22 protein-coding genes, 1 tRNA gene and 3 pseudogenes are annotated in these 25,337 nt (G+C 61.1%); 9 read left to right on the top strand and 17 right to left on the bottom strand.

Annotated elements, in window-relative coordinates; translation table 11 throughout:
• Positions 1–10 precede the first annotated feature (10 nt).
• On the top strand, positions 11–349 hold the full coding sequence (locus tag CJD35_RS11280; RefSeq protein WP_017182566.1) for a DMT family protein: 339 nt from the start codon (positions 11–13) through the stop codon (positions 347–349).
• Positions 350–414: 65 nt separating this feature from the next.
• Here CJD35_RS11280 and CJD35_RS11275 read toward each other — a convergent pair whose 3' ends face one another.
• Positions 415–1,560: an isovaleryl-CoA dehydrogenase gene (locus CJD35_RS11275; protein WP_095687032.1), complete on the bottom strand. Its 1,146-nt coding sequence runs from the start codon at positions 1,558–1,560 to the stop codon at positions 415–417.
• 86 nt (positions 1,561–1,646) lie between these two features.
• Between CJD35_RS11275 and CJD35_RS11270 the strand changes: the two genes are divergently transcribed.
• The 5 genes and pseudogenes from CJD35_RS11270 to CJD35_RS11255 all read left to right on the top strand — a co-directional run bounded on the left by CJD35_RS11270 (position 1,647) and on the right by CJD35_RS11255 (position 6,556).
• Positions 1,647–2,537: a LysR family transcriptional regulator gene (locus tag CJD35_RS11270; RefSeq protein ID WP_095687031.1), complete on the top strand. Its 891-nt coding sequence runs from the start codon at positions 1,647–1,649 to the stop codon at positions 2,535–2,537.
• A gap of 86 nt (positions 2,538–2,623) precedes the next feature.
• Positions 2,624–5,071, top strand: a complete 2,448-nt coding sequence (locus tag CJD35_RS11265; protein ID WP_017182563.1) for a TonB-dependent receptor — start codon at positions 2,624–2,626, stop codon at positions 5,069–5,071.
• 49 nt (positions 5,072–5,120) lie between these two features.
• Positions 5,121–5,180 (top strand): annotated as a pseudogene (locus tag CJD35_RS23585) (hypothetical protein); the annotation flags it as partial.
• A gap of 72 nt (positions 5,181–5,252) precedes the next feature.
• Positions 5,253–5,420, top strand: a pseudogene (locus tag CJD35_RS23580) (transposase); the annotation flags it as partial.
• Between the two features lie 167 nt (positions 5,421–5,587).
• A complete protein-coding gene (locus tag CJD35_RS11255; protein ID WP_017182561.1) occupies positions 5,588–6,556 on the top strand; it encodes a glycosyltransferase family 2 protein in 969 nt (322 codons plus the stop codon).
• Here CJD35_RS11255 and CJD35_RS11250 read toward each other — a convergent pair.
• The 13 genes and pseudogenes from CJD35_RS11250 to CJD35_RS11190 all read right to left on the bottom strand — a co-directional run bounded on the left by CJD35_RS11250 (position 6,466) and on the right by CJD35_RS11190 (position 19,330).
• Positions 6,466–8,442, bottom strand: a complete 1,977-nt coding sequence (locus CJD35_RS11250) for a GtrA family protein (protein WP_017182560.1) — start codon at positions 8,440–8,442, stop codon at positions 6,466–6,468. The genes CJD35_RS11255 and CJD35_RS11250 overlap by 91 nt on opposite strands.
• Before the next feature lie 35 nt (positions 8,443–8,477).
• Entirely contained in the window at positions 8,478–9,287 is an 810-nt protein-coding gene (locus CJD35_RS11245) for a glycosyltransferase (protein WP_017182559.1), read from the bottom strand.
• A 10-nt stretch (positions 9,288–9,297) separates the two neighbouring features.
• Complete coding sequence (locus CJD35_RS11240) at positions 9,298–10,050, bottom strand: cephalosporin hydroxylase family protein (protein WP_017182558.1); 753 nt, start codon at positions 10,048–10,050, stop codon at positions 9,298–9,300.
• 34 nt (positions 10,051–10,084) lie between these two features.
• The gene (locus tag CJD35_RS11235) at positions 10,085–10,924 is read right to left on the bottom strand and encodes an NAD-dependent epimerase/dehydratase family protein (protein ID WP_017182557.1); all 840 of its coding nucleotides are present in this window, start codon (positions 10,922–10,924) and stop codon (positions 10,085–10,087) included.
• Between the two features lie 58 nt (positions 10,925–10,982).
• The gene (locus CJD35_RS11230) at positions 10,983–11,525 is read right to left on the bottom strand and encodes a dTDP-4-dehydrorhamnose 3,5-epimerase family protein (RefSeq protein WP_017182556.1); all 543 of its coding nucleotides are present in this window, start codon (positions 11,523–11,525) and stop codon (positions 10,983–10,985) included.
• Positions 11,525–12,766 (bottom strand): class I SAM-dependent methyltransferase, encoded by a 1,242-nt coding sequence (locus CJD35_RS11225; RefSeq protein WP_095687030.1) that lies wholly within the window; start codon positions 12,764–12,766, stop codon positions 11,525–11,527. The genes CJD35_RS11230 and CJD35_RS11225 overlap by 1 nt, the downstream gene beginning before the upstream one ends.
• Positions 12,763–13,830, bottom strand: coding sequence for a CDP-glucose 4,6-dehydratase (gene rfbG / locus CJD35_RS11220; RefSeq protein ID WP_017182554.1), 1,068 nt, complete (start codon positions 13,828–13,830; stop codon positions 12,763–12,765). Before rfbG ends, CJD35_RS11225 begins: the two co-directional genes overlap by 4 nt.
• Entirely contained in the window at positions 13,827–14,750 is a 924-nt protein-coding gene (rfbF, locus tag CJD35_RS11215; RefSeq protein WP_216628941.1) for a glucose-1-phosphate cytidylyltransferase, read from the bottom strand. The genes rfbG and rfbF overlap by 4 nt, the downstream gene beginning before the upstream one ends.
• Before the next feature lie 102 nt (positions 14,751–14,852).
• Positions 14,853–15,361: pseudogene (locus tag CJD35_RS11210) on the bottom strand (transposase family protein); the annotation flags it as partial.
• 180 nt (positions 15,362–15,541) lie between these two features.
• Complete coding sequence (gene istB, locus CJD35_RS11205; protein WP_031304487.1) at positions 15,542–16,270, bottom strand: IS21-like element helper ATPase IstB; 729 nt, start codon at positions 16,268–16,270, stop codon at positions 15,542–15,544.
• Complete coding sequence (gene istA, locus CJD35_RS11200; protein ID WP_021238707.1) at positions 16,257–17,771, bottom strand: IS21 family transposase; 1,515 nt, start codon at positions 17,769–17,771, stop codon at positions 16,257–16,259. The genes istB and istA overlap by 14 nt, the downstream gene beginning before the upstream one ends.
• A 95-nt stretch (positions 17,772–17,866) precedes the next feature.
• The gene (locus CJD35_RS11195) at positions 17,867–19,090 is read right to left on the bottom strand and encodes a tyrosine-type recombinase/integrase (protein WP_095687029.1); all 1,224 of its coding nucleotides are present in this window, start codon (positions 19,088–19,090) and stop codon (positions 17,867–17,869) included.
• Positions 19,091–19,254: 164 nt separating this feature from the next.
• Positions 19,255–19,330: transfer RNA gene (locus CJD35_RS11190), tRNA-Thr, on the bottom strand.
• Between the two features lie 188 nt (positions 19,331–19,518).
• On the opposite strand from CJD35_RS11190, the gene CJD35_RS11185 reads away from it, so the two are divergent.
• Both CJD35_RS11185 and CJD35_RS11180 read left to right on the top strand, forming a co-directional pair.
• Complete coding sequence (locus CJD35_RS11185) at positions 19,519–20,871, top strand: PAS domain-containing protein (protein WP_017182090.1); 1,353 nt, start codon at positions 19,519–19,521, stop codon at positions 20,869–20,871.
• A gap of 287 nt (positions 20,872–21,158) precedes the next feature.
• A complete protein-coding gene (locus CJD35_RS11180; protein ID WP_017182089.1) occupies positions 21,159–22,385 on the top strand; it encodes an NAD(P)/FAD-dependent oxidoreductase in 1,227 nt (408 codons plus the stop codon).
• A 119-nt stretch (positions 22,386–22,504) separates the two neighbouring features.
• Here CJD35_RS11180 and CJD35_RS11175 read toward each other — a convergent pair whose 3' ends face one another.
• Both CJD35_RS11175 and CJD35_RS11170 read right to left on the bottom strand, forming a co-directional pair.
• Positions 22,505–23,008, bottom strand: a complete 504-nt coding sequence (locus CJD35_RS11175) for a 2'-5' RNA ligase family protein (protein WP_017182088.1) — start codon at positions 23,006–23,008, stop codon at positions 22,505–22,507.
• The gene (locus CJD35_RS11170) at positions 23,005–23,544 is read right to left on the bottom strand and encodes a peroxiredoxin (protein WP_086485438.1); all 540 of its coding nucleotides are present in this window, start codon (positions 23,542–23,544) and stop codon (positions 23,005–23,007) included. Before CJD35_RS11170 ends, CJD35_RS11175 begins: the two co-directional genes overlap by 4 nt.
• A gap of 109 nt (positions 23,545–23,653) precedes the next feature.
• Here CJD35_RS11170 and CJD35_RS11165 point away from each other — a divergent pair, with 109 nt between their 5' ends.
• Entirely contained in the window at positions 23,654–24,073 is a 420-nt protein-coding gene (locus tag CJD35_RS11165) for a hypothetical protein (RefSeq protein WP_017182086.1), read from the top strand.
• Between the two features lie 97 nt (positions 24,074–24,170).
• On the opposite strand, the gene mltG is transcribed toward CJD35_RS11165, so the two are convergent.
• On the bottom strand, positions 24,171–25,142 hold the full coding sequence (mltG, locus tag CJD35_RS11160) for an endolytic transglycosylase MltG (protein WP_017182085.1): 972 nt from the start codon (positions 25,140–25,142) through the stop codon (positions 24,171–24,173).
• Between the last annotated feature and the right edge of the window lie 195 nt (positions 25,143–25,337).

The raw sequence follows: 25,337 nt of genomic DNA, 5'->3' as shown, positions 1-25,337 counted from the left end.
GAGGCCGTTCATGCCCACCATCGCTCTCCTTGTCATTTCAAACCTCTTCATGACCGTCGCCTGGTATTGGCACCTGAAAGGCGGAATGACCAAGCCGCTCGTTGTGGTCATCCTGATCAGCTGGGGCATCGCGCTGGTCGAATATTGTTTTGCGGTCCCTGCCAATCGCATCGGATTTGCCCATGGCTGGTCCGCAGGGCAGCTCAAGATCGCGCAGGAGGCGATCGCGCTGCTGATCTTCGGCGGGTTCATGGTGACGGTGCTGGGCGAACCGCTGCACTGGCGCCATTTCGCCGCCTTCGCCTGCATCATGGCGGGGGTCGCGTTCCTGTTCGTGGGCAAGAACTGATCCGTCAAACCAACCTTCGCTCGAAACGAACGGACGAGGTTGTCACAGCATGACCCGACCATATTCTATGCCCCGACCAGCTCTCGCCCGATCAGCATGCGGCGGATTTCATTGGTGCCTGCACCAATGTCGAGCAGCTTGGCGTCACGCATGAAGCGTTCGACCGGCCAGTCCTTCGTATAGCCCGCGCCGCCCAGCGCCTGCACCGCTTCAAGCGCGACCTTCACCGCATTTTCGCTGGCCAGCAGGATCGCGCCCGCCGCGTCGTAGCGGGTGGTGCGGCCTGCGTCGCACGCTTTGGCGACGGCATAGACATAGGCGCGGGCGCTGTTGAGGGCGACATACATGTCGGCGATCTTGGCCTGCATCAGCTGGAACGCGCCGATCGGCTTGCCGAACTGCTGGCGTTCGCGGACATAGGGCAGCACGACGTCGAGGCAGGCTTGCATGACGCCAAGCTGGATGCCCGCAAGCACAGTGCGTTCATAGTCCAGCCCCGACATCAGCACGCCAGCCCCGCCGTTGAGCGGGCCCATGATATTCTCTTCGGGCACTTCACAATCGTCGAACACCAGTTCGGCTGTGGGCGATCCGCGCATGCCGACCTTGTCGATTTTTTGCCCGATCGAAAAGCCGGGCATGGATTTTTCGATGAGGAAGGTGGTGATCCCCTTCGTGCCGTCCCCGGTGCGGGCATAGACGACCAGCGTGTCGGCTTCGGCCGCGTTGGTGATCCAATATTTGGTGCCGTTCAAGACGTAGCGGTCGCCCTTTTTGTCGGCGCGCAGCTTCATCGCCATGACGTCAGAACCGGCCCCCGCTTCCGACATGGCGAGCGAACCGACATGCTCGCCCGAAATAAGCTTGGGCAGGTAGCGCGCCTTCTGTTCGGCATTGCCCCAGCGGCGGATCTGGTTGACGCAGAGGTTGGAGTGCGCGCCATAGCTCAGCCCTATGGACGCGGACGCGCGGGCAACTTCCTCCTGCGCGACGACATGCTCCAGATAGCCCAGGCCCAGGCCGCCATCGGCCTCTTCCACCGTAATGCCGTGCAGGCCCAGTTCGCCCATTTCCGGCCACAGCGCGCGCGGGAACCAGTCCTCCGCGTCGATCCGGGCGGCCAGAGGGGCGATGCGGTCATTGGCGAAGCGGCGGCTGCTGTCGCGGATCATGTCCGCAGTCTCACCCAGGGCGAAATCGAAATCGGTCATTGGCGTCTCTCCATTACCCCTATCCTAGCGCCAGCGTGCCCAAGAGAAAAATTGAAAGGACGGTGCTTAGTGTATAGTTTCTGTCTATGATCGAACGCTATCTGCTGCGCTATTTCCTGGCCGTGGTCGACCAGGGCAATTTTTCCCGCGCGGCGGCGCATTGCCATGTGTCGCAGCCTACCCTGTCCGTGGGCATCGCGAAGCTGGAACAGACGGTCGGCGCGCCGCTGTTCCTGCGCAGCAACCAGCGAGTGGAACTGACCGAGGCAGGCGCGCGGCTACTGGGTCATGCACGGCGGATCGAGCGGGAATTCAACCTGGCCGAACAGGCGGGCGCGCGATCGACGCAGGGCGCGCCGCTGCGGATCGGGTTGCTGACCAGCATTCCCGGCGCCCTGGTGGCGCAGGCGGTGGCCGCTTGCAGCCCCGGCGACGCGCAGGCGCTGGAACTGGTGCCGGGGACGGAGCGCGAACTGCTGGCGCGGCTGGATGCGGAGCGGATCGACGTTGCGCTGACGGTGGTGCGCGACGGGGCGGATCGCTATGCCGCGCGACCGATCATGCAGGAAGGCTATGGGCTGGCCCTGCCCTCCAGCCACAATCTGGCCGGTCGGGCGTGTGTCGCGGCGGAGGAACTGGCAGGCGAAGTGATGATCGTGCGGCGACATTGCGAGGCGCTGTCCGTCACAAGTCGCTATTTCGTCGATCGTGGCGTACGTCCGCATTTCGCCTTTCGCGCGACCAACGACGAGCGAGTGATGCAGATGGTTGCGGCGGGCCTGGGCGTGACAGTCATGCCAATGGCCTATAGCTGGCCGGGCATGGTGCGCGCTGCGCTGGCCGATTTTGGCGCACGACGCACGATCGGCCTGTTGTTCAGCGCGCGCGTACAGGGGTTAAGCCAAGCGATGCCGACCATCCTGACGGCGCTGGAAGCGATTGTTGCCGAAAAGCCACATTCCCCAAAAGACAGGTAATGGGGCCGATTGTATGACAATATCGACCATGCTAATTGTATTCCTGGGACACAAATCAACGATGTCCGGTTCCAGGGAGAGACGCTTTGAAGGCATCCATCAATGCACGCGCGATGTGCGCTTTGTTCGCATCGGTTTCCAGCATCGGGCTGATGCCCGTAGCGCAGGCGCAGACCGACGGCATGGACATCATCGTCACCGCGCAAAAGCGCAGCCAGTCCTTGCAGGATGTCAGCCTGGCCGTGTCGGCAGTTAGCGGCGATGCACTCGCCAATGCCGGGGTGAACAATCTGCAGGACATCCAGCAGCTGGTGCCATCCGTCACCTTCGGCAATGATTTCAACCAGGCCAAGGTGTTCATCCGCGGCGTGGGGGCCAATACGTCCACCACCGGGTCCAGCACCGGCGTCGCGCTGCATGTCGATGGCGCCTATGTCGCGCGGGCAGAAGCGCAACTGACATCCTTGTTCGATCTGGAGCGGGTGGAAGTGCTGCGCGGCCCGCAGGGCAGCCTGTATGGCCGCAACGCGGTCGGCGGCTCGATCAACCTCATCACGGCCAAGCCGACCGCCGATTTCACCGGCTATGCCCGGATCGGCTATGGCAATTATAGCGCGATGATTGCCGAAGCCGCGGTCGGCGGCCCGATCATCGACGCGATTCGCTTCCGCCTGGCAGGCAAGGTGGAGGCGCGGGACGGCTTTGGCGGAAATCCGTTCAAGGGCGGCAGCGATGTCGACGACCTGTTCCGCTATATGGTCCGCGGGCAGATCCAGTTGATCGCGTCGGACAAGGTCGATTTCCTGCTGTCGGGTGAGTATTTCCGTCAGAACGACAATAGCGGCGCGGTGCATTATCGCGGCCCCGCCTTTCCCGGTGTCCCCCGGCTGGCCCCGACGGGTACGGGCGGCTTTGCAAGCAAACCGCGCGATCTGGGCAGCGACGAGCCGCCCTCGGTCGACACCAAAAGCTATTCGGTCACCGGCACGCTCAATATTGAGCTGAGCGATGCGTTGAGCATTGGCAATATCACCAATTATCGCGATTTCAGGACGCAACTGATCCAGGATCTCGACGGGTCGGCGCTGGTCGCCACCCTGCCCAACTCGACGTCGATCCAGACCCGCACCATCGACGCGCAGCAGTTCAGCAACGAATTGCAATTCAAATATGACAGCGCCATCGTGAAGGGCGTGGTCGGCCTTTATTATTTTCACGAACGGCAGCGCCCGCGCGATCAGGTGGGCCTGAGTTCGACCAACGATCTGGCGTCCAACATCACCGTGCTGGCGACGCGGCCGACCTTCGTCGACAATGTCGCTGCGCCCGTGGGTTCCGTGACGCTGGCCGAAGCGCTGGCCATGTGCAACTTCCCGGCCGGCACGTCGCCCAACCGCGTCTGCCTGAAATCCAGCCTTGGCACCCGCGCCTATGCCGCTTTCGGGCAGCTCAATTTCGACATGGGGGAGGCATTTGGGCTGAACGGCGTGTCGCTGAAGCTGGGCGGCCGCTACAGCCATGAAAAGGTCGACAGCGCCAACCCGTCGATCATCCTGACCGCCAATGGCAACCCCGCCGTGGCGCAGGTGCGCAAGACGACGGTCGAAGGCACTTACCGCGAAAAGACGTTCAAGGACTTCACCCCGGAAATCGGCCTGCAATGGCAGCCCAATCGTGACCTGCTGCTCTACTATACCTATTCCGAAGGCTTCAAGGCCGGGTCGGGCGAAAATGCGGCGGGCAGCACCACGATCGTGCGCCCGGAAAAGATGAAGAACCACGAACTGGGGATAAAGGCGGAACTGCTCGACCGGCGCTTGCAGATCAATCTGGCCGCCTATCATTACAAGCTGGACGATTTGCAGATCAACAAGACGATCGGCGGCGGACCTGCTGGTTTTACCACCATCTTTGAAAATGCCGCCAAGACGTCGGCGACCGGCGTGGAAGCCGACATGATGGCCCGTCCGGTGGATGGCGTGCGCCTGCGCGGCTCCCTGTCCTACACCGACAGCAAATATGACGATTTCATCACGGTCGACCCGCTCAACCCCGTCAACGTCGCGCAGGCGGGGCAGCCCGCCTATAACCCGGTCACCAATCCCGATCCGACCGCCTTTGGCGCGCCGTGCGGCCCCGGCGCCCTCAACGCTAATGCGCCGTGCAACATCCAGTTGGCCGGCAATCCCACGCGCAATTCGCCCACATGGGCCTATAGCGCCGGGATAGAGGTCGACTTGCCGATCCTGACCGAAACCGGGACGATGACGCTGAGCGGCGATATGTCGGGCAAGAGCAATGTCTATTTCACCGAGTTCAAGCGACTGGTGGAGGGCACACGCGCCTATACGATGTTCGACGCATCATTGCGCTGGATCGACCGGACCGAAACGGTGACGGCGTCGCTGTGGATCAAGAATATCAACAACACGCTGCGCGAAAGCAGCACCTTTGCGATCTCCACCGGCCGCATCATCGGCGTCACCTACCTGCCGCCGCGCACCTATGGCATGACGCTGGGCTACAAATTCTGACGACGCCCCAACCCGCGCCGGTGCAAGATGCGCCGGCGCGGGTGAGCGTATGATGGATCTGGAGATTGAGGAGGTCCGCGAACGCGGGCGGATCGTCTCGACGGCGGCGATAGTCGCCGTTGGCGTCAACACCGATGGCCGCCGCGAAGTGCCGGGCATCTATCGACCCTTCGGAGACGGAGCCCTCCTGGAAAGCCCTCCTGCCTTTGCTGACGGATCGGGCGAGGATGTGCTTGCCTACATGGCGTTGCTGAAGGACCACTGGGCGCAGGTCGCGTCCACCAATTCGCTGGAAAGGGTAAACAAGGAAATCAAGCGAAGGGCCGATGTCGATGGTTTTCGAAACAATCATCTGGACCCCATGTTCTGGACCTGTTGGTACAGCAGGGCAAAGGCTGTAAGGGCCGAGAAGTGGACACAGGATGGGGAAGCAAACTGGTGAGGCACGCACGTCTGGTAAGCTTTGTTATTCCTGTCTATTGCGAAGAAGACACCCTGCCATTGCTCCACCAACGTATGGTGAGCATCCTTGATCAGGTCGCGGGAAAGGCGGAAGTCATTCTCGTAAACGATGGAAGCAAGGACGGCTCGCTGAAGATCATGCGTGAAATGCGGGCGCAGGATGACCGGTTCAGGATTGTCAATCTGTCCCGCAATTTTGGCCATCAGACGGCGGTTACTGCCGGCATCGATGCCGCGAACGGCGATGCGGTAATAGTGATGGACGCTGACTTGCAGGACCCTCCAGAGGTGGCGTTGCAATTGCTCGGCAAATGGTGCGAGGGATATGATATCGTCCTTGCCCGGCGCGTGGCTCGGTCAGGTGAAAGCTTGTTCAAGCGTACCACTGCGGCGCTTTTCTATCGCTTCATCCGGCGGCTCTCATCGGTCGATATGCCGCTCGACGTAGGAGATTTCCGCCTGATCGATCGCAAGGTCGTCAACGCTCTGGCACGAATGCCGGAGCAGGACCGGTACCTGCGCGGCATGATCAGCTGGCTGGGCTTCAGTACTACAGAAGTTCCGTTCCAGCGTGACGAACGCGTCGCGGGCGAGAGCAAGTATCCGTTACGCGCGATGATTCGGCTGGCCGTAAACGGGGTGGTTGGATTTTCCGACGTACCGTTGCGGTTGGCCTTGTGGTTCGGAATGACGATCTCGGTCCTGGCCTTGCTGTTCGGCCTATACATCCTGACGAGCTGGTTCTTCAACGATCATGTTGTGCAGGGCTGGACCTCGACCGTGCTGGTGCTGACCTTGCTCGGCGGTCTGCAACTGCTGATGCTGGGTATCGTGGGCCTGTATATCGGTCGCATCCACAACGAGGTGAAGCGCAGGCCACTATATTTTGTCGATCCCGAGCCGGATTCCCCCCAAGGAAGCCTTCTCGAGGATCACCAGCCCGAAAACAGGCTAGCTGGGGGCGGTGTTGCAGGCGGCGGTGGAGCTGCCCAGAAGAGACGAAGCGGACCATCGGCGGCATAGGCATATTCGCCGGGGTTCAGACGGACTATCTCGCCGTCCGAATAGGATCTGCCATTTGCGACCAGGCGACCTTGGCCTTCCACGCGGTAAGCGCCGCCGATCTCGATCCGCGTCCGCCCGCTGCCCGTCAGCATTTTGCCGGGCAGGAACAGCGGCCCCCAGTAACGGATATAATTGTCGCGCAGGACATCGAGGTCGGCGCCGAACAAGCCGTATTCGGATCGCTGCGAGTCTTCCGGCGTGATCCGATCAACCGCCAGGAGCGCACGCGTCTGGAGCATGAAGGCGGGCTGATCGTTCCGCACAGTGGCGGCCATCACCGGGTGTCCGCTCTTGCGATAATCGGTCACGCCCCAGCGGCTCATGAAGAAGCCCTTCTTGGGAAAAGATGAGACCATCGAGGTATGATCAATATAGGGCACGGGATGGGGGAACAGGCTGTGCACCAGCGCCAGCGTCGCGCGCTGCTGGGCAAGCCCGTTGTCGATCCGGTGCCAGACCGCACTGGCGGCGCCAAAGAGCAGCAGGACCAGCAGGGCCGTCCGTGTCACGCAGCGCAGACGTGCATAACCGAAACCGGCCAGGACTGAAATCGGCGCGATCAGGAATGGGTGAAAGTAGGGATAGACCTCGCTGTAGATCAAAGGGACGAGCGCGGGAATCGCAAAGGCAGCGAGCGCCAGACGATCGCTCCCGCCCAACTTCGCGTCGTACTGGTCATTGCGGGCAAGCGCGACGGCCCCACACAGCACAAGCACCCAAAAGCCGAGATTGCCTAGCACTGCCGCAGGCCAAAAGACGGACAGGACGGAGTAATCGCCTGTCAGCAGCGTTGCACCGCCGGTGCGTCCAAGAAAGCTGGCGGCCGATGCTGTCTTCTCCAGGCTGGCAGCGTGAAGGCCGAGGATAAGGCCAAGCACGGCCACACTGATCGCCGCACTGACGGCGATGATTTTAGCGGTTCGGACAAAGTCGCGCGACGCCCAGACGTTGACCAGCACCAACAGGCCGATGGAAGGAAGAAAGAATACCGATTTGATCGTCAGCGCGCCGCCGATGGCGATGAGTATGCCCATGGCTACCATTTGTGGCCAGGTCATGATCCGATGCGTTGCCAGCGCAATCGCGCCGATCATTGCCGCACTTGCTAACGTGTCAGTCCTGAAATCGGTGCCATAGAGTAAGGACGCGCCGAAGCAGTTGTAAGCGATAACTGCAACAAGCGCCGGATCGATGGCCATGAACCGGCGAGCGGCATGAAAAATGGCAAGACTGGTGAAAGCGGCGCAGCCGAGAGTGAAGAAGCGGGCGGCGATGAGTTGGTCGACCTCATTGGTCGAGACCAGCGGCAGGCAGTGGAACAGGTGGACGAAAGCAGTCTGGAAGATTTCGGTCATTTCGCCGCGGCGAAAATCGTAGAGCATCGAGAGGTTGAGGAACTCGTCCCAGTTCAACGCCAGATGCGTGACCACGTAGAGCCGCGCCACGAACAAAAGACCTATCAGCCATAGCAGGGCCGTGCGCTGGAGAGAAATCGGTTGCGGCGCAAAGATCACTGTGCGCAAGGCCAGAAAGGAAACCGCATTCACCGGGACGGCGGCAAGCAGGCCGGCCAGATAGAGATCGATCCCGAAGAAAGCGAGCGCGCCGATGAGCAGGATATTGGTGAGATAGAGCAGCGCCCACAGTGCCACGAACGGCACGAAGCGACTATCCAGTTGCGAACGGAAGGCGACCTTGCCCTGAGCCACGAAGCCGCTGCAGATCCCGGCAACCAGCGCTGCGAGGCTGGCAAACTGATAGCCGAGGCCAAGCGCGATACCCGCCGCGTAGATCGCGAAGGCGATGGCTGTGTTTGCCGCTCCTACAATGATGAAACGCAGCAATTGGCCGCTCTCACGGGCCAGATTGGTCCGTGCGCTTAGCCTAGCCACGCTCTGGCCCTGGCATAATAGCGGAAGGCTAATTTCTGCGCCGTGACGAACTGGCAGACCGCCGCTAAACGGGCCCGGCCAATGGCGCCGGGAGCACTATCGTGCTTGCGCGCGAGGCCCAGATATTCACTCAGCGTCGTACCGAGCAGCTTCCATGTCATGTTGTCGTTGGAATAGCGGTTGGCGATCAGCGGCCGATCAATGTGAAAAGCGCCGCCTTTGGACGCCAGTGACCATGACAGGTCGATGTCCATTGCATAGAGAAAATCGTCACCATAGCGCGTTTCGCCAAGCGCGCTGCGCCTGATGGCGATTGGAATGCCGAACAGGTTGCGCCCGCTCGCAAGGCATTTTCTGCCCGTGGCATCCGGATCGAACCGGCCCGATCGGGAGAATCGACGATGCGCCAGTGTACGGCGCTGATCGTCGACGTAAACGAGATCGCAATAGACGCTGGCAACATCGGGATTGTCGCTTAGCGCTGCCTGGGCGAGGTCCAGTGCAGCGGGGTCGGCCAGATAGTCGTCATGGCAAAGCAGCATGTATGCTTCGCTGGTCACGTCATCCAGCAGCGCGTTGAAGTGATCGCGCATTGGCAGGGTCTGTGTTCGGCGGATCACGCGCAGGGGCAAGCGGTCCTGCCACTCAGCCAGGATAGCGGCGGTGCCATCGGTCGAGGCGTTGTCGCTGACGAGCACTTCCACACCATCAAGGTTTTGCACCGCGATCGAACGCAGTGCCTCTGCAAGGAATCGTTCGCCGTTGTAGACGGGTATGGCTACGGTGAAGGCGGCCACCTGCCTGCTCTTACTTGCAGCGCCGGAGGTAGCCTTCGCGGGCAACCGAAATCTGCAGCTTGTCGTGCAGCGCGTTGTCGGTTTCGAACATATCGGTTTCCGCCAGATATGCCTTCACCGCGGTCAAAGGATTATTGCCGTGGCCCCAGGGGCGATCCCCAATGGCTTCATCGGGCAGATGTTCGACAAGGGTATCGAAAACAACGCAATAGCTGCCCAGACTGGTCATCGGGGCATAGGCACGCAGTTCTTCAAGAACATGATCGTGGGTGTGGTTGCTGTCGAGACAGACCAACACGCGCTTGGCATCGCCAACCAATTTGCCGACCTGAGCGATCACGGCGGGATCAATGCTCGATCCCTGGACGAGGTCGATGCGGCGCGAGAGCGGATGGGCCTCGATCGCTTTGCGATTAGGCTCGCGGATATCAATATCGATACCGATCACGCGCCCGCCGCTTGTTGCGGTGCAGGTCTGCAGCAGTTCGAGCATCGAGGCGTAGAAAATCAGCGATCCGCCCCGCGCAACACCAGTTTCCACCACAACTTCAGGGCGCAGTTTCCATATCAGTTCCTGCATGGCAACAATGTCTTGCGGGTACTGAATAATCGGCAGGCCGAGCCAGTCGAAGTTATAGGAATAGCCGAGTTCCTGCGCCTTCCCCAGCCAGTGATTGGTAAGATCTGCCATTGTCTCGTTCGAGCCGAGTTCGGCAACGAGTTCGCTGCGTTGCTGCGCGAAGGCTATGTCGGTGCTAGTCATATAAACTCCTTGCGCGGGATTGGTAAAATTATGGTTAATTTTTCTCTAACGAAGCCTTTGCGGCATCCACCAGTCCACGGGGCAGCGTGATCCGGGGCACGAAGCCGAGTTCCTTGGTCTGGCGCGTAATGTCGGGAACCAGCAGATGTGGTTCGCCTTCGCGGTCGCGCAGGGCGCCTAGCCGGACAAGGTCTGGGCGTTTGACAATGCCGCCAAGCGTTTCGACTATTTCCGCAATAGTCTTGTGCTCACCAGAGCCAAGATTGACGACGCCCTCCAGATCGGAGGCGCCAAGGCGAGCAATGGCAGTGCCAAGGTCGCGTACGTCGAGGAAATCACGGATTTGCGTGCCAGAGGAGCATAAGGCCGGTTCGCCCGCAGTGAGAGCGCGCAGCACGCTCGGCACCAGTCGACGCGGGTCTTCGCTTTCACCATAGGCGTTGAAAATGCGCACCCAGGCATGGCTTACATCAAGGCTGCGCAGGTGTTGAAGCAGAGCGAATTTTGCGCGGCCATAGGGAAAGGGAATCTGCCCCGGCTCAATCGTTTCATCCTCACGGCGCGGAGCGGTGCTATGACCTGAATATTCAGCGCAGGTGCCGCAGGCAACGATCCGCCTGCCCCCTTGTCGCACGAAGGCATCGAACAAGGCCATGCCCGCTTCGAGCCATGCGGCATTTTGGGGATCGTGCCAGAAGGCACCATGTGCGGTGGTCCAGGCGCAGTGGATCAGGATGTCAGGTTTGAGCGTATCGATCAGCGCAGCGCAAGCGCCGGAACTACGCAGGTCGATATTGTGCCAGGTTCCGACATCAGCGCCGCCTGTTTCGCGCGTGGTACAGTGGATATCCGCATCGGAGGGCAGATTTCTCAATACCTGGCGCCCGATGAAACCTGTGGCGCCGGTTAGAAGGATACGGTCGGAGCGCGTGTCAGTCACCGGTCAAGTCTTTGACGAAGGGTAGCGTCCGGTCGCGATCGGAAAGAACGACGGGCGGCATCGGCCAATTGATCGCCAGATCGGGATCATCCCAACGCACGCCCATTTCAACGCCTGGCCGATGCGCTCTGCTGAACTGGTAGAGGACGTCGCAGTCATCCTGAAGGGTGATGAAGCCGTGCGCCACACCGCGCGGCAGGTAAAGCGCATTACCTCGTGCGGCATCAAGTTCGACGCTGATATGCTGGAGGTATGTTGGCGACGCGGGACGGAGGTCAACCGCGACATCGAATATCCGGCCAGCGATGCAGCGGACAAGCTTCGCCTCGCCGTCAGCCTCGGGAATGAAATGCAGACCGCGCAAAGTGCCAGTTGCAGTGTTGCGCGAAATCGCCGCCTGAGCCTCCACCAACTCAAGACCATGCTCAGCAAACGCGGCACTGCAATAGGTGCGCTGGAAGCTGCCGCGCGCATCGGTATGAACCCCGCCGGAAAAGGCAAAAACTCCACCGATCGGGGTCGCGGTGAACTGCATCAGAATATCTCTATCCGAGGAATAGCGACAACGAAGCGACCGCCCCAGTCGCGCAACTGGCATAACTGCGCCGCAATCTCGTCGCGCAGGTTCCAGGGCAGGATCAGGACATAGTCTGGCCGTGCCTCGATCAATTCCTCAGGTGCGAGAATCGGGATGTTGACGCCCGGTAAATAGTGCCCCTGTTTGTGCGGGCTGCGATCGACGGTGAATGGCAGCAGTTCGGGACCCACCCCGCAATAGTTGAGCATGGTACTGCCCTTGGCCGGCGCGCCGTAGCCGAGCACCTTCTTGCCTGCGCGCTTCGTCTTGATGAGGAAATCGAGAAGTTCGATCTTGCGCTGCTCAACTTCATTCGCAAAGCCCCGATAGGTAGCCGCACTGTCGAGCCCCGCGCGCTTCTCGGCCAACCGGACCCGGTCAAGACCAACGGCCAATTCAACACTGCCAAGCCCGGCCCCCTCGTGGCTGGCATATACGCGAAGCGAGCCGCCATGCGTCGGCAACTCCTCCACGCCGTAAACCTCTAGGCCGTACGCGCCCAGCATCCGCTCAACGGTGAGCAGTGAAAGGTAGGAAAAATGCTCATGGTAGATTGTGTCGAACTGGCAGCTCTCAAGCATACGCAAGATGTGCGGAAATTCGATGGTGAAGGTGCCCCCTGGCTTCAAGATGGCCGGGATGCCGCCAATGAAATCCTTGGGATCAGGAACGTGCGCCAAGACATTGTTGGCCGCGATCAGGTCTGCCGCAATCCCTTGCGAGGCCAGCCTTGCTGCCAGTGAGATACCGAAGAAATCGACCACGGTTTCAATACCGTGCTTTTCCTTCGCGGCGCGCGCAGTGTTTGCGGTCGGATCAATGCCAAGCACGGGTATTCCGGCCTGTTTGAAATATTGCAGCAGATAGCCATCATTGCTGGCCAGTTCGACAACGAGGGAATCGCCGTTTAGGGCCTGTGCTGCAATCATGGTATGGGCGTAATCCCGCGCATGGCGCAGCCAGCTTTCTGAGAACGACGAAAAATAGACATAGTCCTCGGTAAAGTGTGCGGGCATCTCGACACGGGTGAGCTGGACCAGCCAGCACGCCTCGCACACCATCGCCTTGAGCGGATAGAAGGTCTGCCCGCGCCCGGCAGCGTCGCGAATATTGCGAAGTTCGTTTGATACCGGCGTCAACCCGAGATCCGCAACGGTGGTGGTCAGCTTGGTCGCGCAGAAGCGGCAAGTCTCGGTCATGCGCTCGCGCCCCCCTGTTCCATGGCTTCGATCTGGCGGATCGTCACGTCCCACATGTCCGCTCCAGCGGCATAGGCTCGATACCATTGCACGGCTTTTTCAACTCCGGTTTCCAGCGGCCAATGCGGGATCCAGCCCAGCCGGTCGGCGGCCTTTGACGAGTCCAGCGCGAGCAACCGTTCTTCAAAAACGCTGTCACTGGCTTGCGTCTCGACGCGCGCGTCGTCCGACCAACTAGCGGCGAGCAGGTGGGCAAGATCGCCGACTGGGCGACAGTCCTGCACGTCGGGACCGAAATTCCACTTGCCGGAATATTGCTTTGGTTGGTTCACCAGTCCTTCCGCAAGAACAAGATAGCCGCGCAGCGGGTCAAGGACGTGCTGCCACGGTCGGGTCGAAGCCGGATTGCGCAGAACCAGCGGCTGGCCGGTCGAGAAAGTGCGGATGGCATCTGGCACCAGCCTGTCCGCCGCCCAATCACCGCCCCCGAAAATGTTGCCGGCGCGGATAGTGGCGACGCCCTTGCCCTGTTCGTTCAGATAAGAGTGCTGCCAGGCATCAACGATGAATTCACTGGCGGCCTTGCTGGCGCTATACAGTTCGCGCCCGCCAAGTTCGTCGTCCTCTGTATAGGGTTCGGCGCGCTCAAGATTACGATATACCTTGTCGGTAGTGACTACGGCAACGGCCTTCACCCCAGGGTTGCGACGAACCGCCTCGAGCAAATTGGCTGTCCCCATGACGTTGGACCTGACAGTCTCGATCGGGTGGGCATGAGCATAGCGCACCAGCGGTTGCGCCGCCAAATGGAACACGACCGAAGGAGCGGCTTGGTCGAGCACACGGCAAAGCTGATCAAGGTCGCCGATGTCAGCCAGAACGGACGAGGCAAGCCTGCTCGGAAGACCGGTCGCATCGAAGAAGGCCGGTTCGGTATTGGGCGCGAGCGCATAGCCGTGCACGTGGGCGCCACAATGGATCAGATAGGCAGCCAGCCAGCCGCCCATGAAGCCGGTATGTCCGGTCAGGAAAACTGATCGCCCGCTCCAGAAATTCTTGCTCACGCCCAGACTTTCCAAGGTGCCCGCCCGGCTTTCCAGTAATTCTCAAGCAAGTGCTTTTCCCGCGGCGTATCCATACACTGCCAAAATCCGTCATGGCGAAAAACGGACAACTGCCCTTCGCGCGCAAGCGGCTGGAGCACGTCGGCCTCCAAAGTGAGATTGGGATCATCGGGCAGGCGTTCAAAGATCGAACGGTGCAGGACGAAAAAACCCCCGTTGATCCAGCCCTTGCCGGTCTGCGGTTTCTCTTCGAACGAGGTGACAGAATCGCCGTCGAGCCCCAGTTCACCGAAACGGGAAGAGGGGCGCACCGCGGTTACCGTGGCGAGTTTACCCGACGTTTCGTGATGAGTGCGTAGCTGATCAAGGTCGACATCGCACAGCCCGTCGCCATAGGTGGCCATGAAGATATCACCCTCAATATGGCGCAATGCCCGTTTGAGGCGCGCCGCAGTCAACGTCGCTTCGCCGGTATCCTGGATCACAACTTTCCAGTCGATCCTGTCTCGCTCGCCGCCCAGCAACGAAACCGAGGAACTGGCGAAATCGATCAGCAAGTCATTGGAATAATTGTCGTAATTGAGGAAGAAATCCTTGATGACTTCCTGCTTGTAACCAGCGCACAGGACGAAACTGTCATGTCCGAATTGCCGATAGAAGCGCATGATGTGCCACAGGATCGGCTTGCCACCGATTTCGACCATGGGTTTGGGGCGGTTTACCGTTTCCTCGCCCAATCGTGTCCCCAGACCGCCGCACAAAAGAGCTACCTGCATTAATATTCGCCCCGTTCCTGCCTGCTTTTCCCACCGCAGCTTACTGTCGGCGGGGCAATTATGGTTTATGGCTGCTAATATGACTTGGTTAACAAATAGGTTATGTCGCAAAGCTTGATCAACCTGAGAATGGTTGGCTGTCACGGGAAATATCTGGGAAGGAAATTTGATCTGCCCCTTCTGAATGGTCCAAAATCCCTGTTATTTTGGACGACGAAGGAGTTAGCGGTCAGGACTCACCGATCAGAGCCAGAAAATGACGGTTGCGGTGAGGGCGATGGCGGATAAGAACGCGGTTGGGCATCGATCGTAGCAGGTAGCGACCCGCCGCCAGTCCTTCAGGCGGCCGAACATGATCTCTATGCGGTTTCGGCGCTTGTCATATTTGATGGCCGTGTTCCGGGATTTGCGGCCCAGGATGCAGGGCGTGATCCCTGACTTGGCCCGCGGTCATAAAGAAGCTGAACGGGCGACCATTCGCGTCCGTCACGGCATGAAGCTTGGTGTTCATGCCGCCTTTCGTGCGTCCGATCAGGCGGCTCGCATTCCCTTTTTACCACCAGGCCCGATGTAGTGCGTTGCGGGTTGAGATAGGTCGCGTCGATCATCACCGTGTTGCGCTCGGAAGCCTGGGGCGCAACCAGCCCTTCCATCATCCGCAGGAACACGCCCTTATCGCTCCACCGCTTGTAGAGCGTCTTGTGTGGCCCGGAATCCTTCGGCGCATCCCGCCAGCGCAGCCCTTTGCGGCTAACGATGTCAAACGGCGTTCAAAAGGGACCCCCGATCGGCGTCGAAGAGGGACCCCCTTTTCAGATAATATGATGCTGGTTTGTTGAAGATGGCCTTGCGCTGCGTGCGGCGGAGGGCGGGCGTAGCCCGACCGGAGGCGCGCGCAGCGCAAGATAGATTTTTGAAGGCGCCGAAGGTGGCTGTCAGCTGCGGTTTTTGAAGCGCCAGCTGTCGTTGCCCGTCTCGACGATATCGCAGTGGTGGGTGACGCGGTCGAGCAGCGCCGTGGTCATCTTGGGATCGCCGAACACGGTCGGCCATTCGCCGAAGGCGAGGTTCGTGGTGATGATGACGCTGGTCCGCTCATAAAGCTTGCTGATGAGGTGGAACAGCAACTGCCCTCCCGAGCGGGCGAACGGCAGATAACCGAGCTCGTCGAGAACGATCAGGTCGAGCCGCGACAGCTGCGCCGCCAGGGTCCCGCCTTTGCCGATCCGGGTCTCCTCTTCGAGGCGTGTCACCAGATCGACGGTGTTGAAGTAGCGGGCGCGAGCGCCCCTTCGCACGACATTGGCGGTGATCGCGATGGCGAGGTGGGTCTTGCCTGTCCCCGTGCCGCCGACCAGCACGATATTGCGGCGAGGCGGGAGGAAGGAGCCATCGTGAAGGGAGCGGATCATCTCCTCATTGATCGGTGTGCCCTCGAAGCTGAACCGCTCCAGGTCCTTCACCACGGGCAGCCTCGCAGCCGTCATCCGATAGCGGATGGAGGCTGCATCCCGGTGGGTCGCCTCAGCACGGAGCAGGTCGGTCAGTATCTCCATGGTGGTGCGCTTGCGCTGGAGGCCGGTGGTGACCGCCTCGTCGAACGCCGCCGCCATGCCCTTGAGTCCGAGGCCGCGCATCGTGTCGATCATATCATGCCGCTGCATCATAGCCTCGCAGCAGATCATAGCGGGCACAGTCGGCGAGCGGAGGATGCTGCAGCATCCGGTCTTCCGAAGTGACGATGCTGTGGGGTGTCGCCGGCTCGCGGCGCCGGGAGAGGATGTTGAGGATCAGCTCGTCGCTGGCCGTTCCGTTCGCCAACGCTTCGCGCACGGCAGCCTCTACCGGCTCCAGGCCATCGGTGAGCACCGCCGAGAGGACCCGCACGAACCTGCGATCGGCCTCGTCCCCGGTGCCGAGCCTTCGCCGTAATCGGTGCAGGGCGGGCGGCAGATCCCAGTCCTGGAACGGTGCGCCGTTACGCAGCGCGCCGGGCTTGTGCGCGAGGACCGGCAGATAATGCCAGGGATCGTATATCGTGCGGTTCCGACCGAAGTGGCGCTCATGCTCCCCGACGATCGCATCGCCGCAGCGTATGACGATGCGATCGGCATAGGAGCGCACCTGAACGGTCCGGCGTGCGGCCGTCGACATGACCGAGTAGCGGTTGCGATCGAAGCTGATGAGGCAGGTGCCGGTGACGGCATGCTCGCTCTCATGGAAGCCGTCGAACGGTGCCAGGATCGGCTGCAGGGCCGGTCGCTCCATATCCAGCGCCTCGGCGACGGTAATATCCCCGCGTTCGGGATGGGCATGATGCTCGGCCCAGCGCCGGCACTCGGCCTCCAGCCACCCGTTGAGCTCGGCCAGGCTGGCGAACCGGAGCCGCGGCTGGAAGAAGCGGCCTCGGATTGTCTGGACCTGCTGCTCGACCTGGCCCTTCTCCCATCCCGCCGCCGGCGAGCAGGCGGTCGGCTCGACCATGTAATGATCGGTCATGATCAGGAAGCGGCGGTTGAACACACGCTCCTTGCCGGTGAACACGGCCGTCACCGCCGTCTTCATATTATCGTAGATACCGCGTCGCGGCACACCGCCGAAGAACGCGAACGCCCGGGCATGGGCATCGAACAGCATCTCCTGGCCCTCGCGCGGATAGGCCCGGACATAGGGTGCGCGCGAGTCGCAGAGACGCATATGCGCCACCTTCACCCGCATCGGCTTGCCGGCGATCTCCACATCCTCGTGGCTCCAGTCGAACTGGTAGGCCTCACCCGGCTGGAAGGTCATCGGGATGAACGCCGGTGCGCCTTCGCCAGCATCCTTCCGCCGCGCAGCACGCCAGCGCGCCGCATAGCGGCGCACCGCATCATAGGATCCATCGAACCCCTCGCGCACCAGCAGGTCATGGATACGCGTCATCCGTAGCCGATCGCGGCGGCCGCGACCTTCGTTCTCCTCAAGCAGCGCATCGAGACGATCCTGATAAGGACCGATCCGCGGCAGCGGCTGGACTTTGCGCTGATAGTTGAACGCCGCCTCCGGCGACCGGATCGCTTTGCGGACGACCTTCCGCGACAAACGAAGGTCACGAGCGATCGCCTTGATCGCCTTACCCGCTGCATGCTCACGCCGAATCCGAACCACTGTCTCCACGATCAACATCCCGTTCTCGCCAACTGATCAAAACCAGTCGGCCGACTAAATCCCCGGGATGAAGGGGTCCTTTTTGCACGCCGATCACCCCACGAAGGGGGTGCCTATTGCACGCTGATCCTCAACTTCGGACGGATTACCTCCGCGCCATCACGCAGCCTGACAAGATGATCGGACCACCATTGTGCCATCCGCACCCGCTCTTCCCAATGCGCGCCGCGATGATACGCCACCCTGACACTGTCGCGCTCACGGTGAGCCAGCGACCGTTCAATGGCGTCGGGATGCCAGAGGCCACTTTCGTTGAGCAGCGTACTGGCGATCGACCTGAAGCCGTGCGAGGTCATTTCCTCATTCGTGAAGCCCAAGCGCCGAAGGGCTATATTGAGCGTGTTCTCGCAAATCGGTTTGAGAAACGTCTTGTTTGCCGGAAACAGGAATGTGCCCGGATTATCCAGTGCCTTGAGCTCCTTCAGCAGGGTGATCGCCTGCGTGGACAGCGGCACGGCGTGAGGCACGCGCATCTTCGTTCTCTCGCCCGGCACGCGCCACACCTTGGCTTCGAAATCAATTTCGCACCATTCTCCCTTCCGCAACTCGCCCGGCCTCAAATAGACATGAGGAGCAAGCTGCAGAGCAATCCGAGTTTCGATCTTGCCGCCATAGCCGTCGATCGCGCGGAGAAGTTCGCCGACCTTCACCGGATCGAGCAATGCGGCGTGATGCTTTACCTTCGGCGTGGTGAGCGCGCCTCGCAGGATGTCTGCCGGATTGTGCTGAGCCCGCAGCGTGGCAACCGCATAGCGGAAAATGCGCCCGGAAAATGAACGGAGACGGATAGCCGATTCATGATGACCTTTCCGCTCCAAGCGCTTGAGCGACTGGAGAAGCTCATGGGCGGTAATGTCGGCTATCGGCCGATGTCCGATGGAGGGATCAAGCAGGTCGCGAAACCATCGCGCCTTCTTGAGAGTGGCAGGGGCCTTCGCCTCCCGCTCCATCTTTTCGATGAACTCGTCTGCCACTACTCGGAATGTGGTGCGGGCCGCCAATTCGGCCTCCACCTTCGCCTGCAAACGAACCGCCAAAGGGTCCTGCCCTCCGCTCAACTGCTCGCGCGCTTCATCACACTTCTTGCGCGCCTCCTTCAGGCTCACATCGGGATAGCGCCCGAGCGCCATCTTCTTCTCAATGCCGTGAAACCGGAACTTCACCCGCCACAGATAGGAGCCCGATGGCGAGACCAACAGGTACAGACCCTTCTCGTCAGCAACCTTGTAGGGCTTCTCCCTGGGTTTGAGGGCATTGATCTGAACCGTTGTAAGCATCTGGGGGCCTCGACTCAAAAATGTCAAAAAGGCCCCCAATTCGAGGCCCCCAAATCACCCGGATAAGGGTGGACAGGAGCAAACGACACCGGAAAGCCGATGCCCAATTATACCAGTTTTTCAGGGGTTTTTCGAGGTTTCAGGCCCCTCGAAAAGGGCGGTTCTGGTGCCGCTTACAGGACTCGAACCTGTGACCCCCGCATTACGAATGCGATGCTCTACCAACTGAGCTAAAGCGGCGTTGCGGCGGGCAGATAACAGTGGTTGGGCCTTAGGACAAGCGGGCAATTGCATTGTCGGGTCGGTCTTTTTGCAGGCGGCACGGCATATGGCCGTTCGGCGCTGCCATCTTTACGGCAAATTTACCATCCGATGCCACTGTCGAGTCCCAAAGAGGCAGAATTTTGCCTGAAATAGGGACGGACCGGATGGACACTCTGCGGGGGCATGACGTCGCCAACGACCAGGACGATTTCGATTATGCCGATGATGCGGCGATCGACGCACCGTTGACGGTGGTATCGGACGAGCGGCGGATGCAGGTGCGCGCCTATAATTACTGGGCGTCGCTGCTGGGGGATCGCACCCTGCCATCGATCGAGGATCTGTCGCCTGACCAGTTGGAAGATTTCGGCCCGCACAGCGTATTGCTGGATTTTTCCACCGGGCTCGACAATCCCGCCATCGTATATCTCGGCTCCGCCTTGCGGCAGGAGTGCGAAATTGACGGGTCCATCAGCTATATCAATGATGTACCCGCCCGGTCGCTGCTGTCGCGGCTGACCGATCATTATCTCCAGATTATCGCCAATGCCGCGCCCATCGGATTCGAAGCCGAATTCGTCAACCAGCGCGATGCAGAGATATTATATCGCGGCATATTGATGCCCTTTTCGTCCGATGACGAGACGATCGATTTCGTGTTCGGCGTGATCAACTGGAAGGAACTGGCCAGCCGCGACGAGCGGCAGGCGCTGGAACTGGAAGTCAGCGCGGCGCTGTCCAGCATCATGCCAGCGCCGACGAACGTGCCCGTATGGGCAGATGGCCCGGCGGGCGGCGACACGGTCGATGACGCGGTCGATGCTGCCCCCCTCCCCCCTTCCGCTGCTCCTTCCGCCCCCATGCCCGTCGCTTCGCTCGATGAAGAGCCGCTGGACCTGTCCGGCATGGAAAGCCCGACCGATGACGCGCCGCTCGCCGACTGGCTGGCGCTGGCTCGCGACGGTGCCGACCAGTTCCGTACCAGCGAAGCGCGCAGCCATGCCGCGCTCTATCGCGCGATCGGCCTGGCCTATGATTTTGCGCTGGTGGCGCAGGCGCGGCCCGACGACTATGCCGAACTGCTGGCCGATTGCGGCATCAAGGTGCAGGCGCGCAGCCCGATGACCGCGATCATCAAGCTGGTTTTCGGCGCCGGATATGACAAGACGCGGATCACCGAATATGCGACTGTTCTGGACCATGGCCGTGCCCTGGGCCTGGGCGTGGGCATGCTGGCCGACCATCTGTCAAACTATGCAGGCGGGCTCAAGGCGCTGGTGCGCGACGAGCGGGCGTTGCGCCGAGCCGAGGCGCCGCCGCGCCCCGACAAGCGCGAAACGGCGCGAAACGCGATGAAAGCCGCCGCTGCCATCGATCCGCAGGCCCTGGCCACGGACACAGACGGGCTGGCGATTGTCGTCGCACGGCGCGAAGCCGATGGCAGCCTGGCGCTGGTCGCGCAGTTGCCCGAAGGATCGGACCTGGCGCAGCGGGTCATGCTCGCCGCCGCGCGTTAAGCGGGAAAGCAACCCGCGAGCGATCCCCGCAGGCGTGGAAACGCGAATCGACCGATGTTCTGTATCGGCGCGATGACCTGCTTCCTGCGCGGGTCTGGCCTGCCGACATTTTCGACGCCTTAGCGCCCTTACGGAGCGATCAAAGCGCCACAATTCGGAGTCGGAACAGCGCGGGGGCGCAGCACGGACGTCGCTCTTTTGACCGCAATTGCCGCACATCGCCCTTGCCACCACCGGCAAAGCGCGCCAATCATCGGCGCAATGGGGATAAAGAGGATAGCGGGCCAATGAGCTATTATGACGTATTGATTGTGGGCGCAGGCCATGCGGGAGCACAGGCGGCGATTTCCCTGCGTCAGTCGGGCTTTGAAGGCTCCGTCGCGATGATCGGCGACGAAAAGGACCCGCCCTACGAACGTCCGCCGCTGTCGAAGGAATATTTCGCAGGCGACAAGAGCTTCGACCGCATCCTGATCCGTCCCGCCGCCTTCTGGGGTGAGCGCAATGTCGACATGCTGCTGGGCCGCCGCGTGAAGAGCGTCGATCCCGTTGGCAAGTTCGTGACCGTAGGGGATCAGGAAATCGGCTATAACAAGCTGATCTGGTGCACCGGCGGCAATCCCCGGATGTTGACCTGCAACGGGGCGGATGCGGCCAATGTCCATGCCGTGCGCCGTCGCGACGATGTCGATGCGATGATGGCGAAGATCGACAGCATCAATCATGTGACCATCATCGGCGGTGGTTATATCGGGCTGGAAGCCGCCGCCGTCCTGTCCAAATTCGGCAAGAAGGTCGTGCTTCTGGAAGCGCTCGACCGGGTGCTGGCGCGGGTCGCGGGCGAGGAACTGTCGCGCTTTTACGAAGCGGAACATCGCGCCCATGGCGTCGACCTGCGCACCGGCGCGCGGATGGATTGCATCGAAGTCACAGACGGCAAGGCAACGGCCGTGCTGATGGCCGATGGTGAGCGGATCGTCACCGACATGGTCATCGTGGGCATTGGCATCATCCCCGAAACCGGCCCGCTGATCGCGGCGGGCGCTGCGGGGGGCAATGGCGTGGATGTCGACGAATATTGCCGCACCAGCCTGCCCGACATTTATGCCGTGGGCGATTGCGCCGCCCATGCCAACCGCTTTGCGGGCGGCGCGCAGATGCGCGTGGAATCGGTGCAGAACGCCAATGACCAGGCCAAGACCGCCGTGGCGCACATCATGGGCAAGGAAGAAGCCTATAACGCGGTGCCATGGTTCTGGTCGAACCAATATGATCTGAAACTCCAGACCGTCGGCCTTTCGACCGGTTATGACCAGACGATCCTGCGTGGCGATCCGGCTGCGCGCAGCTTCTCGATAGTATATCTCAAGGGCGGCAAGGTGATCGCGCTGGATTGCGTCAATATGGTCAAGGATTATGTCCAGGGCCGCGCGCATGTGCTGGCTGGCGCGGCGCTCGATCCGGAGCAACTGGCGGATGCGAGTGTGCCGTTGAAGGAAGTCGGGTTGGCCTGAAACGCCAGCTACCGAAATAACGATCCGTTCGCCCTGAGCGTGCCGAAGGGGCGTTCTTCCTGGCGAAGAAGGGCTGGGCTTCGACAGGCTCAGCCCGAACGGATTGGGCGATAAGTCCCCTACCCGCGGAAACTTGCCTTCATGGCCAGTTCCCACGGACCGCCGCGATAATGCCAGGCGGCAAGGCCCGCGATGACGAACGGGCGCGGCTGGAAATCCGCGCGCAGGGCCTCCGCCAGCGCTTTGGCCTCTGCCGGCTTCACTTTATTCTGCACCGTCACATGCAGGCGCGGTCGGGCCTGGTCCTGCGGCGTCAGCAGGCCAGTGAAGGCGTCGGCCAGTTCGTCGCGCATCGCCGACAGTTGCGGACTGTCGATCCGAAAGGCCACCCCCTGCCCCAGCAGCATCACCTCGCTCAGTCGCGCGGCTGGCGCGGGGCCACGGCATAGCGCCTTGATGCGCGCGCTTACCTCCGCCAGCGCGGAAGGCGGCAGATGATGGAACAGGGTGATGTGCGCGGACAGGACATTGCGGTCGGGCGGAAAATGCGCGCGGCGCAATCCATCCGCCCAGGCAAAGTCCGCCGCGCCCATCAGGGCGCTGACGATAATCGGGGCGCTCACCCGGCGGGATGCGCCTTCAGCCAGTCCAGCACGGGTTCTGGCCGGGTTTCGCCATAGGGGTCGTCATCTTCGCCCATATCGTTGATCCCCGGCTCCTCGAACCAGGCGACGACCTTGCCGTCGTCCACGACCATCGCATAGCGCCAACTGCGGTCACCAAAACCCAGATGATTTTTCTTGATCAACATGCCCATGCGGCGCGTGAAATCACCCGATCCGTCCGGCAGCAGCTTCACATTGCTGACGCCCAGATGCTTGCCCCACTGGAACATGACGAAGGCATCGTTGACCGACACGCAATAGACATCATCCACGCCCAGCGCCTTGAAATCATCATAATAGCGTTCGAAGGCGGGGCATTGTTCGGTCGAACAGGTGGGCGTGAACGCGCCGGGCAGAGAAAACACCACCGCCCGCTTGCCGGCGAAAAGGTCGCCGGTATGCACATCCTCCCAGCGAAACGGGTTCGGTCCCTCGACGCTCTCGTCGCGCACGCGGGTCTTGAGGGTTATATTCGGTACGGATCGTCCCAGCATGGTTCATGTCCTTCCATGTCTCGCCGCTTCCGCGCGGCCCTTCACACGTATATGATCAGTCCATGACGCCCCTGCAACGGGACACGTCATAGAGGGAGGGGATTGGATCATGAATATGCCGCGATATTTTATCGTCATCGCCATCGTCCTTTTGTTGTGGAACCTGATGGGACTGGCTGCCTTTGCCATGCAATATACCGCTGACCTGACCGAATTGGCCAAGTCCGATCCGGTTACCGCACAGGCGTTCGCCGCCATGCCGGCCTGGGTTTGGATCGCCTATGCCATCGCCGTGGGTGCAGGCACGCTGGGGGCTGTTCTGCTGCTGATGAAGAAGGCGACCGCCGCGAGCCTGTTCCTGCTCTCGCTGATCGCTGTCGTCGTCCAGTTTGGCTATACCTTCCTTGGCACCGATCTGCTGGCATTGAAGGGACCATCGGTCATCGCATTTCCAGCGTTCATCGTGGTGATGGCCATCATCCAACTGCTCTATGCTCGCAATCTGGTGGGCAAGGGCGTGCTGCGCTGATCAGCAGCGCCGGATCGCCCATTGGCGCCACGCGCAGGCGATAAAGATTATGGACATGCCAACCGCATCCCGGCCACGATCCGGGATGCGGACAGGGTTACAATTCGCCTCTGGACCGCCTGATCTCAAACCATTTGCGCACATTTTCATTATGCTGCTGATAGGTATCGGCGAAGATGTGCCCGCCCTTGCCATCCGCGACGAAATAGAGCGCCTTGGTCTCCGCCGGATGCAGCACGGCGGCGATCGACAGGCGCCCCGGATTGGCGATCGGTCCCTTAGGCAGGCCAACCATCGCATAGGTATTGTAATCGTTGACCGCCGCAATCTCCGATTTGCGGATGCGGCGGCCCAACGGCTTGCCGCGCGTGATCGGGTAGATGATCGTGGGGTCGGCCTGCAACATCATGTTGGTGCGCAGCCGGTTGCTGTAGACGCCGGCCACCATCTGCCGTTCGGACGGCAGGGCGGTTTCCTTTTCGACGATGCTGGCCAGGATGATGGCCTCTCGCGGGCTTTTGGCGACCGTGTTCGGCGCCCGTTCGGCCCATAGCTTCGCCAGTTCCTTGTCCATCGCCGCCTGCATCCGCGCCAGCACCGCCGCGCGGCTCTCGCCCTTGTCGAAGGCATAGCTGTCGGGCAGCACGCTGCCTTCGTCCGGCACCTTTATATCGCCGGTCAGCTGGTCGTTGGCCATCAGCCGCTCATGCACCAGGATGGACGGCATCCCTTCGGGGATGGTGATCAGGCGGGTCAGCGTCTTGCCGCCTTGCAGGATCGATAGAATGTCGCTGTTGCTGGCACCGGCGGGGATGATGAATTCGCCCGCCTTGATCGACTTGCCGCCGCCAAATATCTTGGCCCGCGTCAGAAAGGCGTCTGCGGACAGCACCGCGCCAGACCGCTTGAGCAGCACTGCCGCGTCGGACAGCGTCGCCCCCTCCGGCACCACGATGCTGATGTCCTGCTTCGCCGGGCCTTGCTCGGTCCAGCCCGCAACGAAGCGGAAGGCGATAAAGGCAGCGACGGCCAGGCCGATCAGCAGAATGATACAGCCGAACTTCTGCATCGGATTTGCGCCGGATCGTCTCGCCATCATTACAACCGCCCAATCCGCAGTAAGAGAATATCCATTACCGCCAAATTCTCTCCTGCGAGGAGAGGACTATCGCATATGGAACGCACCTCATTCTACTTCGTCATGCTGAACTTGTTTCAGAATCCATTTCTCGTCACGAGCGGCGGCTCTTGGGGCGCGATGGAT

It is taken from the genome of Sphingobium xenophagum (assembly GCF_002288285.1).
Classification (GTDB): Bacteria; Pseudomonadota; Alphaproteobacteria; order Sphingomonadales; family Sphingomonadaceae; genus Sphingobium; species Sphingobium xenophagum.
Note: the sequence above shows the minus strand (reverse complement) of the source record. Positions and strands in the feature narration are given on the sequence as shown.